Origin of the sequence: Rhodanobacter thiooxydans LCS2 (genome assembly GCF_000264375.1) — a bacterium.
GTDB lineage: Bacteria > Pseudomonadota > Gammaproteobacteria > Xanthomonadales > Rhodanobacteraceae > Rhodanobacter > Rhodanobacter thiooxydans.
This window is the reverse complement of sequence record NZ_AJXW01000062.1, coordinates 1-16,279: the sequence shown is the minus strand read 5'-3', so window position 1 is coordinate 16,279 and position 16,279 is coordinate 1. Positions and strand designations below refer to the sequence as shown.

General features: G+C 65.4%; 15 protein-coding genes. 13 read left to right on the top strand and 2 right to left on the bottom strand.

Features of this window, described 5'->3' with window-relative positions:
• Positions 1-45 precede the first annotated feature (45 nt).
• On the bottom strand, positions 46-216 hold the full coding sequence (locus tag UUA_RS19830; RefSeq protein WP_167316986.1) for a hypothetical protein: 171 nt from the start codon (positions 214-216) through the stop codon (positions 46-48).
• A 238-nt stretch (positions 217-454) separates the two neighbouring features.
• Between UUA_RS19830 and UUA_RS12795 the strand changes: the two genes are divergently transcribed.
• The 12 genes from UUA_RS12795 to UUA_RS12740 all read left to right on the top strand — a co-directional run bounded on the left by UUA_RS12795 (position 455) and on the right by UUA_RS12740 (position 13,592).
• Positions 455-4,318: a fibronectin type III domain-containing protein gene (locus UUA_RS12795; protein WP_153022910.1), complete on the top strand. Its 3,864-nt coding sequence runs from the start codon at positions 455-457 to the stop codon at positions 4,316-4,318.
• An 11-nt stretch (positions 4,319-4,329) separates the two neighbouring features.
• Positions 4,330-4,746, top strand: a complete 417-nt coding sequence (gene gspG / locus UUA_RS12790; RefSeq protein ID WP_153022909.1) for a type II secretion system major pseudopilin GspG — start codon at positions 4,330-4,332, stop codon at positions 4,744-4,746.
• 11 nt (positions 4,747-4,757) lie between these two features.
• Positions 4,758-5,924 carry a type II secretion system F family protein gene (locus UUA_RS12785; RefSeq protein WP_039954001.1) on the top strand — a complete coding sequence of 389 codons (1,167 nt, stop codon included), beginning with the start codon at positions 4,758-4,760 and terminating at the stop codon, positions 5,922-5,924.
• Positions 5,921-7,624 (top strand): GspE/PulE family protein, encoded by a 1,704-nt coding sequence (locus tag UUA_RS12780; RefSeq protein ID WP_008437526.1) that lies wholly within the window; start codon positions 5,921-5,923, stop codon positions 7,622-7,624. Before UUA_RS12785 ends, UUA_RS12780 begins: the two co-directional genes overlap by 4 nt.
• A gap of 1 nt (position 7,625) precedes the next feature.
• On the top strand, positions 7,626-8,375 hold the full coding sequence (locus UUA_RS12775; protein WP_008437525.1) for a hypothetical protein: 750 nt from the start codon (positions 7,626-7,628) through the stop codon (positions 8,373-8,375).
• Positions 8,366-8,884, top strand: coding sequence for a hypothetical protein (locus UUA_RS12770; RefSeq protein ID WP_153022907.1), 519 nt, complete (start codon positions 8,366-8,368; stop codon positions 8,882-8,884). Before UUA_RS12775 ends, UUA_RS12770 begins: the two co-directional genes overlap by 10 nt.
• 68 nt (positions 8,885-8,952) lie before the next feature.
• Positions 8,953-9,438, top strand: a complete 486-nt coding sequence (locus UUA_RS12765) for a hypothetical protein (RefSeq protein WP_008437523.1) — start codon at positions 8,953-8,955, stop codon at positions 9,436-9,438.
• Positions 9,435-9,923 carry a hypothetical protein gene (locus tag UUA_RS12760; RefSeq protein WP_008437521.1) on the top strand — a complete coding sequence of 163 codons (489 nt, stop codon included), beginning with the start codon at positions 9,435-9,437 and terminating at the stop codon, positions 9,921-9,923. The genes UUA_RS12765 and UUA_RS12760 overlap by 4 nt, the downstream gene beginning before the upstream one ends.
• Positions 9,924-10,026: 103 nt before the next feature.
• Positions 10,027-12,237: a cohesin domain-containing protein gene (locus tag UUA_RS12755; RefSeq protein WP_161940589.1), complete on the top strand. Its 2,211-nt coding sequence runs from the start codon at positions 10,027-10,029 to the stop codon at positions 12,235-12,237.
• Complete coding sequence (locus tag UUA_RS12750) at positions 12,234-12,731, top strand: type II secretion system protein (protein WP_008437518.1); 498 nt, start codon at positions 12,234-12,236, stop codon at positions 12,729-12,731. The genes UUA_RS12755 and UUA_RS12750 overlap by 4 nt, the downstream gene beginning before the upstream one ends.
• Position 12,732: 1 nt before the next feature.
• Positions 12,733-13,110, top strand: a complete 378-nt coding sequence (locus tag UUA_RS12745; RefSeq protein ID WP_008437517.1) for a type II secretion system protein — start codon at positions 12,733-12,735, stop codon at positions 13,108-13,110.
• Positions 13,111-13,112: 2 nt separating this feature from the next.
• On the top strand, positions 13,113-13,592 hold the full coding sequence (locus tag UUA_RS12740) for a hypothetical protein (RefSeq protein WP_063107796.1): 480 nt from the start codon (positions 13,113-13,115) through the stop codon (positions 13,590-13,592).
• A 1-nt stretch (position 13,593) separates the two neighbouring features.
• On the opposite strand, the gene UUA_RS18925 is transcribed toward UUA_RS12740, so the two are convergent.
• A complete protein-coding gene (locus UUA_RS18925; RefSeq protein ID WP_161940588.1) occupies positions 13,594-14,280 on the bottom strand; it encodes a rhodanese-like domain-containing protein in 687 nt (228 codons plus the stop codon).
• A 554-nt stretch (positions 14,281-14,834) separates the two neighbouring features.
• Between UUA_RS18925 and pssA the strand changes: the two genes are divergently transcribed.
• Positions 14,835-16,226, top strand: coding sequence for a CDP-diacylglycerol--serine O-phosphatidyltransferase (gene pssA, locus UUA_RS12725; protein WP_039954006.1), 1,392 nt, complete (start codon positions 14,835-14,837; stop codon positions 16,224-16,226).
• Positions 16,227-16,279: the final 53 nt, after the last annotated feature.

The following is a 16,279-nucleotide window of genomic DNA, read 5'->3' as shown; positions in this document are numbered from 1 at the left end:
TATACATTTATAGTAAATAGTAAATAAAAAGGGGGTCAGGTTGATTTAATCGATTTCTGAGGTTGGATTTTTGGAGGGGTACAGGTGAATTTTGGGTCTGATGCCGGCTGCGCGCCCCGCCAGCGCTTCCATCTGCGCCCGGAAACGATCGCTGCCCCAGGCGCGTTGCTGCTGGGTGTGTACCCGGATGGCCGCCAGATCCGTCGGGGCGATCATGTTCTCGAACAAGCTGCGATAGGCCGAACAAAAGGGGTCAGGTTGATTTACTCCGTTTCTGGGGCCGGATTTTTAACAAAAGGGGTCAGGTTCATTTGATTTTATGATGCTAGGTGATCTTGGCGCACTTACAAAATGATCTTCTAAGTAAAAATATTCGTCACTGATCATGACGCCGCTCGTCTTCTTCACGCATAAGCGCCGCAAGCAGTAACAGCAAGGTTTTCAGGGGATTCTCGTGCCAAAAATCGCATGGAAGAGCGCTGTTTGCGCACTCGCCCTGTGGGTGGGTGTGCTGGTCTGTGGGCAAGCCGTTGCCCAGGAGTCCGTCTGTGCACGGGTCAAGATCGAGATCAAGCAGGAGCTGACGCTTGAGCGGCAGGCGTTCGATGCGGAGATGAAGATCACCAACTCGCTGCCTTCCACGCCGCTGACCGACATCAGCATCGAGGTGAAGGTGACGGACGAGATGGGTGCGCCGGTGACGATCACCACCGATCCGAACGACCTCAGTGCGAAGTTCTTCCTGCGCCAGACCCAGAAGCAGAATATCGACAATACCGACGGCACCGGCCAGGTGGCGGCGCAGGCCACGGCGACGATCAACTGGATGTTGATTCCGGCACCGGGCTCGGCGGGTAACACACCGTTCGGCAAGCGCTACCTGGTGGGCGCCACGCTGCGCTACACGTTCGGCAACGAGACCCACGTGATGGAGCTCAATCCGGACGCGATCACGGTCAAGCCGTTGCCGTCGCTGACCCTGGATTACTTCCTCACCCGCGACATCAACGCGGACGACCCGTTCACCACCGAGATCGAGGCGCCGGAGCCGTACACGCTGGGCGTGCGGGTGAAGAATTCCGGCATGGCGCCGGCCAAGGATCTGAAGATCAACTCGGCACAGCCGAAGATCATCGACAACCAGCAGGGCCTGCCGATCACCTTCCAGATCCTCGGCAGCTACGTGCAGGACCAGCCGACGACGAATTCGCTGCTGATCGACTTCGGCAACATCGCGCCCGGCACCAGCAAGATGGGTCGCTGGCAGATGGAGAGCAACATCGCGGGCAAGTTCGTCGATTTCACCGCCACCTTCACCCACTCCGACGAGCTGGGCGGTGCGCTGACCTCGCTGCTGCAGGCGACCAATGCGCACTTGCTGCTGCGCGACGTGCGGGTGGACCTGCCCGGGCGCGATGTGATTCGCGACTTCCTGGCTACCGATGGCACCACGCTGAACCTGTACGAGTCCGAGGGCGAGGACAGCACGGTCACCGATCGTTCCGCCGAAGCCACGTTGACCACCGGCCCATCCGGTTATCGCCTCGCGCTGCCTCCGTCGCAGGGTTTCATCTACGTGCGCAAGCCCGATCCCTACCAGGGGCAGAAGGTGCTGGGCACCGTCATGCGTGCGGATGCCAAGACCATGGCGACGGAGAACGTGTGGCTGTCGAAGACGAAGAACCCGGACACCAAGCAGTGGGAATACTGGTTCAACGTGTTCGACGCGAATTCGCCAGGCGTGTACGACATGGCGTTCCGCAACCCGGATACCGTGCCGGTGGCACCGGTGCTGCAGTTCATCCCGGACCGGGTGGTGAAGGAGAAGGAGCAGGTCGGCTTCCTGGTCGAGGCTTCCAGTCCGATGCACAAGCCGGTACGGCTCAGCGCCGCACCGTTGCCCACGGGCGCCACTTTCCACGACCAGGGCGACGGCACCGGCGTGTTCGACTGGACGCCTGAGGTTGGCCAGGCCGGCACCTACATCATCAACTACCTGGCCAGCGACGGCAGCCTGTCGTCGACGCGGTCGGCCAAGATCCGGGTGGAGTCGGCCGAGCCGCCGCCCGGCCCGTCGATTCCGCAACTGGTGTCCCCCCTGGCTGGCGCCGAGATCCAGAGCCTGAGGCCGCAGCTGCAGGTGCTCGCCGGGGAAGCCAGCAACGACCCCACCGGATCGGTGCAGTTCGAACTGTACGCCGATGCCGGACTGACCCCGAAACTGGACGAAGGCACGGTGGTGAAGAACCCGACCGCCGGTCAGCCGACCGCGTGGACGCCGGCCGAGGACCTCAACGACAACACGCTTTACTACTGGCGTGCCCGCGCACTGGCGCCCAGCGGCGTGAACAGCGCCTGGGTCGACGGCAACTTCCGGGTCAATCTGTACAACGATCCGCCGGATATCTTCAATCTCACTGCACCGGTCTCCGGCGCCGAAGTCGACAGCCTGACGCCGACCTTGTCGCTGACCAATGCACAGGATCGCGATGGCGATGCGATCAGCTACAGCTTCGAGGTATTCACCGACACCACGCTGACGACGCGCCATGAGGCGATCACCGAGCTGGCGCCCGACCCCAGCGGCACCACCAGCTGGACCGTGATGGTGCCGCTGACCAACCACGCCACCTATTACTGGCGTGCGGTGGCCACCGACGAGCACGGTGCGCAGACGATGACGCCGCTGCGCCCGTTCACCGTGTTCACCGGTAATGCCGCGCCCACGGCGCCACTGGCGGTCAGTCCGATCAACGGTGTCGACGTGACCACGGCCGGGGTGGCCACGCTTTCCGCGCAGGGCAGCACGGATGCCGACGGCGATGCGCTGACCTATACGTTCGAAATCGATACGGTCAACACCTTCGACTCGTCCAACCGCCAGGCCTCGGCACCGGTGCCGGCGACCGCGAATGGCGTCACCACCTGGCGGGCTGTGGATCTGGTCGAGAACCAGCATTACTTCTGGCGCGTGAAGGCCGGTGACGGCCGCGCCGAGAGTGCCTGGTCCGGTGGCGAGTTCCTGATGAACGCCACCAACGAGGCGCCGACCGTACCGGTGGTGGCCAACCCGGGCGACCGCGCCTGGGCCTCGACGCTGCACCCGAGCTTCGAGGTGCACGCCGCGACCGATCCGGAGAACGATCCGCTGCGCTACCGCTTCGAGGTCTATCGCGACGCGGCGTTGCAGACTCTGGTGGCCGGCGGCACCAGTGCGACCGAAAGCTGGCAGCCGGGCACGCCATTGCTGGACAAGACCACGCACTACTGGCGCGTGCGCGCGGAGGATGACGACGGTGGCGTCAGTGCCTGGTCGCCGGTGACGACGCTGTTCGTCAGCACCGGTACCTACGTGGCGCCGTCGATGTCGTTGAGCTCACCGGCCACCCTCGTCGACGCACGCGACGGCGCGCCGCGGATCGCCTGGAGCGGCACCGGCCCGAACATCGAGCCGACCATCGCGCTGTACTACGACCAGACCGGCAGTGGCTACGCCGGTACGCGCATCGTCGATGGCCTGCGCCAGGACGCGGGCACCCACGACGGCAGCTATGTGTGGAACACCGCCGGCCTGGCGCCAGGCGCCTACTCGGTCTACGGCTTGATCTACGACGATCGCGGCATGGGCCGCAGCTATGCGCCCGGCACCGTGGTGGTACCCACCTCGCCGCAGACTGGCGTGATCAGCGCCACGGCACGTTCGAGCATGGGTCTGCGTGAGGGCAGGGATACCGGCAACTTCGCCGTGTCGCTGGCCAGTCAGCCCGTGGCGGAGGTGATCGTGCCGCTGAGCAGCAGCGATGCCACCGAGGCAAATGTCACGCCGCGGCAGCTGGTGTTCAACGCGAGCAACTGGTCGGCACCGCAGTCGGCCACCGTGATTCCCGTCTACGACGGCGTGAAGGACGGCGACCAGCCGTTCACCATCACGATCGGCAAGGCCAGCAGTCGTGACCCGAATTACATCGGCGTATCGGCAACGCCGATCAGCGGCACCGTGCGCGACCAGAACCACGACCGCAACATGGGCCTGGCGGTGGCCAGCTACCAGCTGGTCAGCAAGCAGCGCAGCCCGGTCACCAAGCTCTGGACGTATCGCTACAGGCCCGTGTTGACCAACAACGGCGGCCCCATTCGAGGCGCGCGGGCGGTGATCAACAAGGCTCCCGGTTTCACCGTACTGGTTCGCATCACGACGTTCGGTGCGGTCGGCGAGAACGAGTCGGTGGTCAGCTCGTCGGAAATCGTTCTGGTCAGCGAAACCGACATAGGCAGTGAACAGCCGACGATCTACTGGATATTGAGAGCATTGCGATGAAACACGGCGGCATGTCGAAGCAGGCGGGCTTCACCTTGCTGGAATTGCTGGTGGTGGTGGTGATCATCGGCATCCTGGTGGCCTATGTGGCACCACGCTACTTCCAGCAGATCGGCAAGTCCGAGCGCACTGCCGCGCTCGGCCAGATCGATGCCTTGCGCAAGGCGATCGATGCCTACTGGCTGGACATGGGGCACTTCCCGACCAGCGAGCAGGGGCTGGATGCGCTGGTGGTCAAGCCGGACGGCGAGAGCAAGTGGAACGGTCCGTACCTGCAGAAGCGAGTGCCGCCCGATCCGTGGGGGCATCCCTATGTGTACCGCGTGCCTGGCGCGCAGGGCGATTACGACGTGATCGCCTACGGCAAGGACGGCAAGCCCGGTGGCGAGGGCGAGAATGCCGACGTGGGGATGGATACCGGCAAGTGAAGCATCGGGTATTGATCTCAGCTGGCGGGCGGTCCGAATGGCTGGACATTGACGCCGAATCCGCCGGCGTGGCCAGCGCAAAAGCGGCGCGCTCCGGTGCGCGCGTGTTGCGCGTGGAACTGGTGGAAGCGGCGCCGGCACCGTTGCGTGTGTCCTGGTCGCGCACGATCTTCCTGCAGGAAACCTTGACCCTTTTGAAGGCCGGCTTGAACGTGGTCGAGGCCATCGAGGCGCTGGAGCGCAAGGAGGTCAACCCCGGTTTCAGGCAGGTGCTGGGACGCGTGTTGCTGGCATTGCGCGAGGGCGCATCGTTTTCCGACGCGTTGCTGCGCGAGCCGGCGTTGTTCCCGCAGGTGCTGGTAGCCGGCGTGGCCGCCAGCGAGACCACCGGTGGCCTCGCCTCGACGCTGGAGCGTTACCTGGCCTATGACGCGCGCATCAATCAGATCAAGCGCAAGGTCAGTGCCAGCGCGATCTACCCGCTGTTGCTGATGGGCGTCGGCGGCAGCGTGATCCTGTTCCTGATCGCCTACGTGCTGCCCAAGTTCAGCGCCATCCTCGACGGCAGCGGCCGCCACACCGGCCCCATGACGCTGCTGCTGATTCATTTCGGCCAAGCGATCCAGCAGCATCCGCTGGCCTTCGCCGCCGTCCTGCTTGGCCTGGGCGCCGGGGCGGCATGGCTGGTGTTCAACGACACCGGGCGGCGCCTCGCGTTGACGTATCTAATGCGTATCCCGGTGCTGTCGGGCATCTTCGGCACGCTGGGCTTGTCGCGGCTGTACCGCACGCTGGCCTTGCTGCTGGTCAGCGGCATTCCGCTGCTGCAGGCGCTGGAGATGGCGCGCGGCATCGTCAATCCGCTGCAGTCGGCTGAACTGGCCACGGCGATCGGCCGGCTGCGTTCCGGCCAGCCGTTGACCGAGGCGCTGGGTGGTTCCAGCCTGATCCCGCCGATCGCCGAGAGCCTGCTGCGCGTGGGCGAGCGCAGCGGCGCGCTCGCCGACATGGCCGACAAGCTGGCCGACTTCCTGGATATCGCGCTGGACCGCCGGGTGGACATGTTCTCGCGCCTGTTCGAGCCGCTGCTGATGTCGTTCATCGGCGTCGTGATCGGCGCGATCGTGCTGATGATGTATTCGCCGATCTTCGACCTGGTCGGGAGCGTGGGTCAGTGAACGCGCAGGTCGTCCAGATCGTCCCGACGGCGCCAGCGCTTTCAGTCGCACAGGTGCGGGCGGCGCGCGGCCGCGCGATGGCCAGTGGCGAGTCCTGGCTGACCTTGCTGCAGGACGACAGCGGACTCGATGCGGTGTCCTTCGTGGGCGCACTGGCCGGGTTGTCGCGCATCGCGCCGCTGCCGTCGGTCGAGTTGTACGCCGGCGTACCGGACTTTGCGCTGGCGCCTTACGTGGAATGCGCGCGGCGCGACTGCGTGCTGCTGCGCACCGCGGCAGAGGGATTGCTGCTGGTGCTGGCCGATCCGTTCTCGGACGACACCGCGCAATGGGCGCAGCTGACTCTGCGCGAGCCCTATGCGGCCCGGCTGGCGCACCTGGACGAAATCCGTGCCTTCCTGGCCCAGGCCGAGCAAGGCGTGCGCGCCACCGAGCAGCGTGTCGAGGGCCTGTCGCATGCCGAGGTGGTGGTCGGCGACGACGAGCTGCTGTCGCTGGAAAAGATCGAGGGCGACGCCAGCCCGGTCGTGCGCGTCGTCAGCTCGATCCTCTATGACGGACTCAAACAGGAGGCGTCGGACATCCACCTGAAATCGACGCCGAAAGGCATGAGCGTGAAGTTCCGCATCGACGGCGTGCTGGTGCCGGTGTCGGAAGTGAGCGGCGTGGATACCGCACAACGCATCATCTCGCGCATCAAGGTGATGTCCGATCTGGACATCGCCGAGCGACGCGTGCCGCAGGACGGGCGATTCCGGGTCACCGCACGCGGCGGCCAGGTGGATTTTCGCGTATCGATCATGCCCAGCATCCACGGCGAGGACGCCGTGCTGCGCCTGCTCGATCGCAGCGCGCTGACCGGCAACCGCGAGCAGATGCTGAAGCTGGCCGATCTGGCGATGGACGCCCATTCGGTGGGTGCGTTGCGCAAGCTGGTCGCGCAGCCCTACGGCATGGTGCTGGTGACCGGCCCGACTGGATCGGGCAAGACCACCACGTTGTATGCCGCCATCGACGAGATCAACAGCGGCCAGGAAAACATCATCACGATCGAGGATCCGGTCGAGTACCAGCTGCCCGGCGTGTTGCAGATTCCGGTCAACGAGAAGAAGGGGCTTACTTTCGCCCGCGGCTTGCGCTCGATCCTTCGCCACGACCCGGACAAGATCATGGTCGGCGAGATCCGCGACGAGGAGACCGCGCAGATTGCCGTGCAGGCCGCCTTGACCGGCCATCTGGTGTTGACCACCGTACATGCCAACAACGTCTACGACGTGGTCGGCCGCCTGCTGCATATGGGCGTGGATCCCTACAGCCTGGCCTCCGCGCTGGTCGGCGTGTGGGCGCAGCGCCTGCTGCGGGTGAATTGCTCCGAATGCGCGCAACCGTACATGCCCGATGCGGAAACGCTGGCGCTGTCCGGACTGGACGAAACCGACCTGGCCGGCAAGGACCTGCGCAGTGGTCGCGGTTGCGGCCAGTGCCGCGGTACGGGGTACAGGGGGCGCCGCGCCATTTCCGAGTTCCTGGTGATGAACGATGCCTTGCGCGAACTGATCGCGCTCAAGGCACCGGTGACAGCGATGCGCGCCAGCGCAGCGCAGCAGGGCGGTGGCAGTTTGCGTTCGGCGGCGCTGGAACTTTTCTATCGGGGCGAGACGACCCTGCTCGAAGTCAATCGGGTCACTTTCGCGGAATAGCATGGGCAAGAAGACACTCGCTCTGTATGTATCCGCCACCGGCACGATCACCTCGGCACGGGCCAGCGTGCTGGCGCCGGTGGTGACTGCGCACGCCGATGTCTCGGGTGCCAACTGGAAGGCGTTGGGCGAAACCCTGCGCGCGCATTTCGGCAACGCCTCGGTGCAGCTGCTGCTGTCGGCGCGGCAATGCCGTTACCAGGTATTGCCATGGCTCTCTTCCTGCTACACCGGCGCCGCGATCCGGCGTTATGTCGCGGAGGCGTTCGCGGCGGCGGCGGGGGTGACGGCCGCCTCGTATCGGATCGAGATCGACTGGCCGCGTTACGGCGAGCCGGTCCTGGCGGCGGCTTATCCGCTGTCGATCGTGGATGGATTGCGTGATGGACTGGCAGCGTCCGGCCATGTGCTGGCCGGGGTCGACAGCAGCATCGGGCCGATCCTGCGGCGCTACGGCAGGGCGCTGGATGCCAGCCAGGCGCTGCTGGCCTATGCGGAGGACGATGGCATTACCGGCATCACGCTGGAGGGTGGCGGGGTCGTACAGATAGAAACCCTGTCGGGCGGCGGTGCCGGCCTGGATGATGTCGAGGTGTGGTCGTCGCGCAAGCAGTTCGCTTTCGCCGATGACAGCCAGTTGCGCTGGCTGGCCACGGCGGAGAAGCCGGAGGTCTATGCAGGCACGCTGCTGCCGCTGGTCGGCCCGGCACCGATCCGTGCGGGGCACGGCGTGGTGATGGCATGGCTATGAAGCCACTGCCGCAACTGCAGTGGACGCTGGTGCGCCGCTTGTCGCGGTTGCTGCTGGCGTTGCTGGTCGTCGGCGCGATCGTCGTCGGCGGTCTGCTGTACTGGAAGAACCGTCTCGACACCGAGCTCGCTCGGCGTGGACAGCAACTCGCCCAGATCCAGGAGCTTGCTGCGCGCATGGCACCCCGCCGCAAGCCGCCGCTGCCGGCATTGTCGCCAGCAGCGGCGCAGCAGCTGGGTCGGCAGATGGCCTTGCTCAATCGCGATTGGACCCGGTTGTCGGGCCTGCTGGCACCGCATGACCATGCCGTGCGCCTGCTTGGCATGGATGTCGATCCGGCCACCGGCGCGGTGCGCATCAGCGGCCGCGTCGACAGCGCTACGGTCGCGAACACGTACGCCCAGGCGCTGAGCAAGCGGGCCGACGTGTTGCGGCAGGTGCGTCTGCTCGGCCTGGAGCGGCATGCGGATGGCGTTCGTTTCGAGATAGGTGCGCAATGGATCGACTGACTTTCCGGCGCATCCTGTGGACGCTGCATCGTGGACACCTTCGCCATGGCGTGCTGATGTGGGCGTGTATGGCCGTTGCGATTGCGGTACTTGGCCTGGTCGCGAGCGTGGCTGTCACGGTACTGCGTCTGCGGCACGTCGGTACCGAATTGGCAGCGGCACGGGCCGGTGCGTTGCATGGCACACCGGTCGAAGTAGCGGTTGCGGATGGCCGCGAGCCGCTGCCCCTGCCGTCGGCGGCGCGGCGCTTCGAGATTACCCAGCGGATACTGGAAGAGCTGCAGGACAAGAGCTTCGCGCCCGAGCAGATCCGCTTCAAGTTCGAACATGTCGCCGAGGCCGGGGTAACCCGTCAGGTGGCGGTCTTCACCGTCAGGACGCGCTGGGACGAGGTCGCAAGGTTGCTTGGCAGGCTGCAGGCCGCGGATCGTTCGGCCTACATCGCCCGATTGCGAGTGGCACGCGAGAGCGTGGGCGATGCCATGGTCGATGCCGACATCCAGCTCGCGGTGGCCCTGCTGGACGACAACGCCGCCGTGCAGGTGGCTCCATGAAGCGCTGGTTCCGCCCGGTGGCGTATTCGACCATCCTGATCCTGCTGGCCGTGGCGATCTTCGGTCGGCCGGCGGTTCCCTCGGCCAGCGTGGCCGCGTTGCCGGCGCGAGTCGCCCATCGCGCCGAAGCCGCAGTACGACCGGCCAGCCGCGCACCGGTATTGCATGTGCGCAGCGAGGAGGCACTGGCCGCCAGCCTGTTCGACACCGCTGTCCAGACGGTGGCCGAGGAGGCTCCGCCTGCCGTCGAGACAATCGCGCCGGCGCCGTCGGCCGATCTGAAGATTCTCGGCTGGATGCAGGCGGACGCGACGCCAACCGTGTTCGTCGCCTACGGCAATGAAAACTACACGCTGACACCGACCCAGTCGGTGAAGGACGTCTACCGTTTCGACAAGATCGGTGGCGGCCAGGCCGTATTCACCTACCTGCCCACGGGCGAGGCCCGCCAGTACGCGGTCAGCGACCCCGCACTGTCCGAATGATGTTACCGAGGAAGCCATGTCGATCCTGAAAACCGGGTGCCTCCGCCCGCGCCGGTACCTGCTGCCACTGGCGATCGCATTGGCCGTTGGCGGGTGCGGCAGCATGGCGCAGTTTCGCGACGCGAATCGACTGTTCGATCGTGGCGAGTACGTCCAGGCTGTGCAGAAATACCGCGCCGCGGCACAGGCGAAGCCGGTGAACGTGGAATACCGCCAGCAGTACCTGCTCAGGCGGCAGGAGGCGTTCGAGACGGTCACTCACGAAGCCGAGCGGGCGCGTCTGGCGGGCAACCTCACCAAAGCGGAAACCCTTTACCAGACCGCGTTGCAGATCGAACCCGACAGCGCGCTTGCCATCAATGGAATCAAGCGGATTTCCGATACCCGCCGCCATGGCGAGCAACTGGTGAAGATCGACGAGTGGATCGCCGCGGGCGAGCTCGATCCGGCCGAGCGCATGGTACGCGTCCTGCTGGCCGAGGATCCGGACAACCGTCGCGCGCAGAACAGCCTGGAACGGATCCATGCTGCCCGGGACAGCAGCAAGCCGAAGCCAGGCGATGGCCTGGAAGACCGTTTCAGGAAACCGGTGACGCTGGAGTTCCGCGACGTGCCGGTCAAGGTCGCGTTCGACGTCCTGTCGAAAGCCTCCGGCATCAATTTCATCTACGACCAGGACATCCGTCCTGACCTCAAGGTATCCGTATTCCTGCGCAAGACGCCGCTGGACGATGCGATTCGCATGATCGGCCTGTCCACCCAGCTGGAAACCCGGGTGATCAACGGCAACTCGGTGCTGGTATTCCCCAACACGCCGCAGAAGGTCGGCGAGTACCGTCAGCTCAACGTGCGCAGCTTCTACCTGGCCAATGCCGATGCCAAGAAGGTTGCCGAGATGCTCAAGGCGATCCTGAAGACCGAGACGGTCATGGTCGACGAGAAGCTCAACATGCTGGTCATGCGCGACAGCCCCGACGCGATCCGCCTGGCGGAGCGGCTGATCGCACTGGGGGACATCGGCGAGCCCGAGGTGATGCTCGACGTCGAAGTGCTGGAGGTGAAGAAGTCGAAGCTGCTGGACCTGGGCATCAGCTTGCCGGCGGAAATCGGCCTGTCGGTACTGCCGCCATCGCAGACAGCCACCGCGCTCTCGATCGACGCACTGAAGGGACTCAATGCGTCGAGCATCTATGCGACCGTGCCGAATGCCACGGTAAAGCTGCATGACGAACGCTCGGACGCCCGAATCCTTGCCAACCCGAAGATCCGGGTGAAGACCAAGGAAAAGGCCAGCGTGCTGATCGGCGACAAGGTGCCGGTAATCACCTCGACCTCGACCTCCACCGGTTTCGTTTCCGAGACGGTCAACTACGTCGACGTGGGCCTCAAGCTGGAGGTTGAGCCGAGCGTGTACGCAGGCGACGAAGTATCGATCAAGATCAACCTGGAAGTGAGCAGCCTGGTACGCGAGATCACCACGGCGTCGGGCACGCTGTCGTACCAGATCGGTACACGCAATGCGCAGACCGTATTGCGCCTGAAGGACGGTGAGACGCAGATACTTGCTGGCCTGATCAACAAGGAGGACCGCAAGGCGGCCAATGGCTTGCCGTTCATCTCGCGGCTGCCGCTGCTCAGCCATCTGTTCGGGTCCAGGAAGAACGACGTGCAGAATACGGAGATCGTCCTGTCGATCACCCCGCACCTGATCCGTGGCGTGCGCAGGGCGGGCATGGACGATATGGAATTCGAGAGCGGCACCGCCAACCATCTGCGCGGAACCAGCGTCGGTACGGCTAAGGCCGCATCCGATGTGGCGGGGGACGAGGGCCAGACAGACAGTGGGGCGAACGACGTTTCACCGGCACCGGCATCCACGGCGCCGGCGCCGGCAGCCGATGCCCCGCGGCAGGGCGTCCTGCTCGACTGGTCCGCACCGGCCGAGGTGGAGGTGGGCGAGCAGTTCACTGCGGTGCTCAACATCAGCGCGCTGAATGCCATCGCGCAGCTGCCGCTCATGCTGGGGTTCGATCCGAAGGTGTTGCAGGTGGTGAGCATCGAGGAGGGCAAGTTCATGGCACAGGGCGGCGGCCACAGTTCGCTGACCAAGGAAGTCAACCTCTCCGCCGGCAGGATCAGCGCAACGGCAATCCGTCAGGGCACCGCAGTCTCCGGTCAGGGCAGCTTGCTGCAGATCACCTTCAAGGCGCTCGCCAAGGCGGACAAAACGCCAATCCGCGTGCTGTCCGCCACGCCCGACCCGGAGCAGGCCGGCCAGGCGAAGCTGGCGGACACGGTGATCAAGATCCGATGAGCGGCTTGTATCTCGTCGGTCGACGCCGGTCGCATGGCTTCAGCTTCATCGAGCTGCTGGCCACGCTGGCGATCATGGCCGTGTTGCTGCTGGTGGCTGTGCCCTCGGCACGGCTGGTGACGCAGCGCCATCGCGAAGCGGAGCTGCGCTCGGCGCTGGCGACCATCCGCGACGGCATCGACCACTATCGCAAGGCGGTCGAGCAGGGGCGCATTCAGGCCAAGCTCGGCCAGAGCGGTTATCCACCGGATCTGGCGGTGCTGACCGAGGGCGTCGACGACGTCAGCACGCCTGATCGCCGCAAGATCTATTTCCTGCGCCGGCTGCCAGCTGACCCCATGTATGTCGGCGCCGCGGTGGACCCCGCAGCCACCTGGGGCCTGCGCAGCTATGCGAGTCCGCCGGATGCCCCGGCTGCCGGCGACGACGTATTCGATGTGTACAGCACTTCCGCCGGCACCGGTCTCAACGACGTGCCCTACAAGGACTGGTGAAATGCGCTTGCGACGAAGCGGATTCAGCCTGATCGAGTTGATGGTCGTCATGGCCATCATTGCCGTGCTGGTCAGCATTGCCCTGCCGCGTTACCAGGGCTCGGTGGAAAACGCGAAGCTGGTGGCGCTCAAGAGCAACCTTCGCGTGCTGCGCAGCGCAATCGACCGCTACCACGACGACAAGGCGCGCTTTCCTGCCTCGTTGCAGGTGTTGGCCGACGAGCATTACCTGCGGGACGTGCCGGTCGACCCGATCACGGACAGTGCGCAGACATGGGTGACGGTGGAGGAGACGCTGGGCGGCGATACCGGCGTGGCCGACGTGCACAGCGGGGCCAAGGGCACCGACCCGCGCGGTAACGTGTATTCGGAGCTTTGACCGTGCGGCGGGAATGCGGCTTCGCCTATCTGCTGATGTTGTTCCTGATCGCACTGCTGGCGATCTCGATGCTGGCGATGGGCACGCTGGAGTATTACGCCAAGGTTCGCTCCGACGAAGTCGAACTGCTGCGCGTCGGTGCGGAGTTCCGGCATGCTCTGGCCAGCTATCGCAACGCTGTCGAGCCACGGACGTACCCGACCTCGTTGGATGAACTCGTGCTGGATCGCCGCGCGGGCGTGCTGCGCCGCCATCTGCGCAAGATCTACGCGGACCCGATAACGCGGACGCGCGACTGGGGTGTGGTGGTCGAGGTCGGTGGCATCATCGGGGTGTACTCGAAGTCGCAGCGCAAACCGTTGAAAGTGGCTGGTTTCGATCCAGAGGACGCGGGGTTGGAAGGTGCCGAACACTACAGCGACTGGATCTTCAGTCCGGTCCGGGCGACGCCCGAAGCCACCGTCGACTCCGGTTTGCGCTGACTCACAGCGCGTTGCAGGCCTTCGATACCGCGGGACCATCAAGCCGTTTCCGGTTCTGTGCCAATTGCGTGTCCAGCAATTGGCGCAGCCGCTCCGCAGTGCCGCTCCAGTACAGCGTGGTGATGCCCTTCTTCAGCCGCGCTCGGATGGCAGACTGCGCCGTGGCGGCCGTGACGAGCACGATGACGCGTTCGGCGCTGGCCGGGGCGGCATCTTCTGGAACCGGCAGTACCGAACGCAGCGATTCATCCAGCACCACTGGTCGGCTGCCGGGTTCAGCCAGAGCGGCGGCCACGTCGGTATCGGACAGGCGGTTCAACGTCATCGCCTCGGGCAGTCCGTGCAATTGCGCCCATGCCGCGATGCCGCCGTCGACGACGTGCACCTGATGGAAACCGGCATGGCGCAACCGGTCGCACAGCTGCAGTGCATCAGAACGGAACCGCCCCCCGTCGTAGACGACTGTCGGACGGCTACCTGTTCCCGGTCTGGTGACCAGCTCGGTAATCGTGGCCTGCCGGGCGCCGGGGACATGGAATTCGAGAAAATGGCTCCGGTCGCGCAGGTCGAATATATCCGTGCCGTGGCTATCCAGCGCATGCGCCTTGACCAGGCAGCTTCCCTTCCCGCCGGGAACATCCGGCGCAGATGACGGTGGTGCCCTGTTCGAAGCGGCGAGGACCAGCAAGGGGCATTTACCCACGGCTGGCGGAGTTCCACCATAGCCTGGCGCACCGAGCAGTGCACCGAGGCATATCGCCGTCGACACGGCGATCTGGTGCGGGAGTTTTCGGAAGTTTCCGGTCACTGGTGGCGGGCGCTTCCGGCGCAGTGTTGGGTCGATCACGAAGTGTCGTAGTCCGTTGCAAGCTTTTCGCCAGCGTCGATCTTAGCGCCAGTGATGCGTTTTGTTCGGGTGATGGTGACATCTGCCGGATCCCTTGTGTCGAATGCCCTTCATTGCAACTTGCCGGAAGTCGGCAGCCACAGTTCTATTACATTGGGTTCACCGCGTATGAGGGCAGGAGCGGCACGGCCCCGCCCCATCCTCGTCCCCGAACCGGCAGCGGCTTTCCTCGTGCTGGCCTTGGCTGACCGGGCTTGCCAATGCACGGTGCGCGTGGATCTTCGTGGGCAAATCGCTGCTGGCCATCTACGTTGCCGCAATGCGAGCAAGGAGCTGCAGGTAGGCGTGTGCGCTGTGGTTTGCGATGATGGGCGCTGTTGCACATCGATGTCGCCATGAACAAGCTGATAGCCGCACCGGGTCGTCTCGCGCGCCGCATGCTGCCGTTCCGGCGCAGGCCGAAAACACATGCAGACTTGCCGTTCTTCGCGGTACCGGCCGAGGCCATCGACGTGTTGCCCGATCCGGTCACGTTCCGGCGGGAGCTGCTGCGCCTGATCGCGCAAGCGCGCCGGCGCATCGTGATCGTGGCGCTGTATCTGCAGGACGACGACAGCGGCCGCGAGGTGCTCGAGGCGCTGCATGAGGCAAAGCGGCGCGTGCCGGACCTGCAGGTATCCGTGTTCGTCGACTGGCATCGCGCGCAGCGCGGCCTGATCGGCAAGCAGAAGAGCGAAGGCAATGCGGGCATGTACCGCGAGGCCGCCGCGCGGTTCGGTACGGGCGTCGAGGTCTACGGCGTGCCGGTGCAGAGCCGCGAACTGTTCGGCGTGCTGCACCTGAAGGGCTTCGTGATCGACGACGCGGTGCTGTACAGCGGCGCCAGCCTCAACGACGTCTACCTGGCGCGGCATGGGCGCTACCGGCTCGATCGCTACCACCTGCTGCAGCATGCGGGGCTGGCCGAGGCGATGGCCCGGTTCGTGCAGCGGCACTTCCTCGGCAGCGACGCCGTGCAGCGGCTGGACGTGGCCGGAGTGCCGCCGACGAGGCTGTTGCAGCCGGCGATCCGTGAATTCCGCCAGCAGCTGCAGCGGGCGGGCTACGAGGTGCCGCCGGCGACGCTGGCCGCGGGCGAGGTCGCGGTGACGCCGCTGCTGGGCTTCGGCCGCGCGGACAACGCGCTGAACGCGACGCTGCTCGACCTGCTGCGCGGCGCGCGCGAGCGGGTGGTGCTGCTGACGCCGTACTTCAACCTGCCGCGGCCGGTGCGGGTGCTGCTGGGCCAGCTGCTGCGGCGCGGCTGCCGCATCGACATCATGGTCGGCGACAAGACCGCCAACGATTTCTACATTCCGCCGGGGCAGCCGTTCAAGGCGATCGGCCTGCTGCCGTACCTGTATGAGAACAACCTGCGCCGCTTCGCGCGGGCGCATCGCCGGCAGCTCGACAGCGGCCAGCTCAACCTGCATCTGTGGCGCGACGGCGACAACAGCTACCACCTTAAAGGTCTGTTCATCGACGATGACGTGGCCGTGCTGACCGGCAACAACCTCAACCCGCGCGCCTGGTCGCTGGACCTGGAAAACGGCCTGGTGCTGCGCGATCCCGCGCACCTGCTGCAGGCGAAACATGCGGCGGAGTGGGCGGCGCTGCGCCGGCATGCCACGCGGCTGAGCGATGACCGCGCGCTGGAAAGCCCGCGGCGCTACCCGGCCGAAGTGCGCCGGCTGCTGCGCCGGGTGAACCGTGTCCGGCTGGACCGGCTGGTCAACCGGCTGCTGTAGGGGTGCACTCGCGGGCGATGTTCCAGTAAGTTTCGTAATCGCGTGGACTCGCC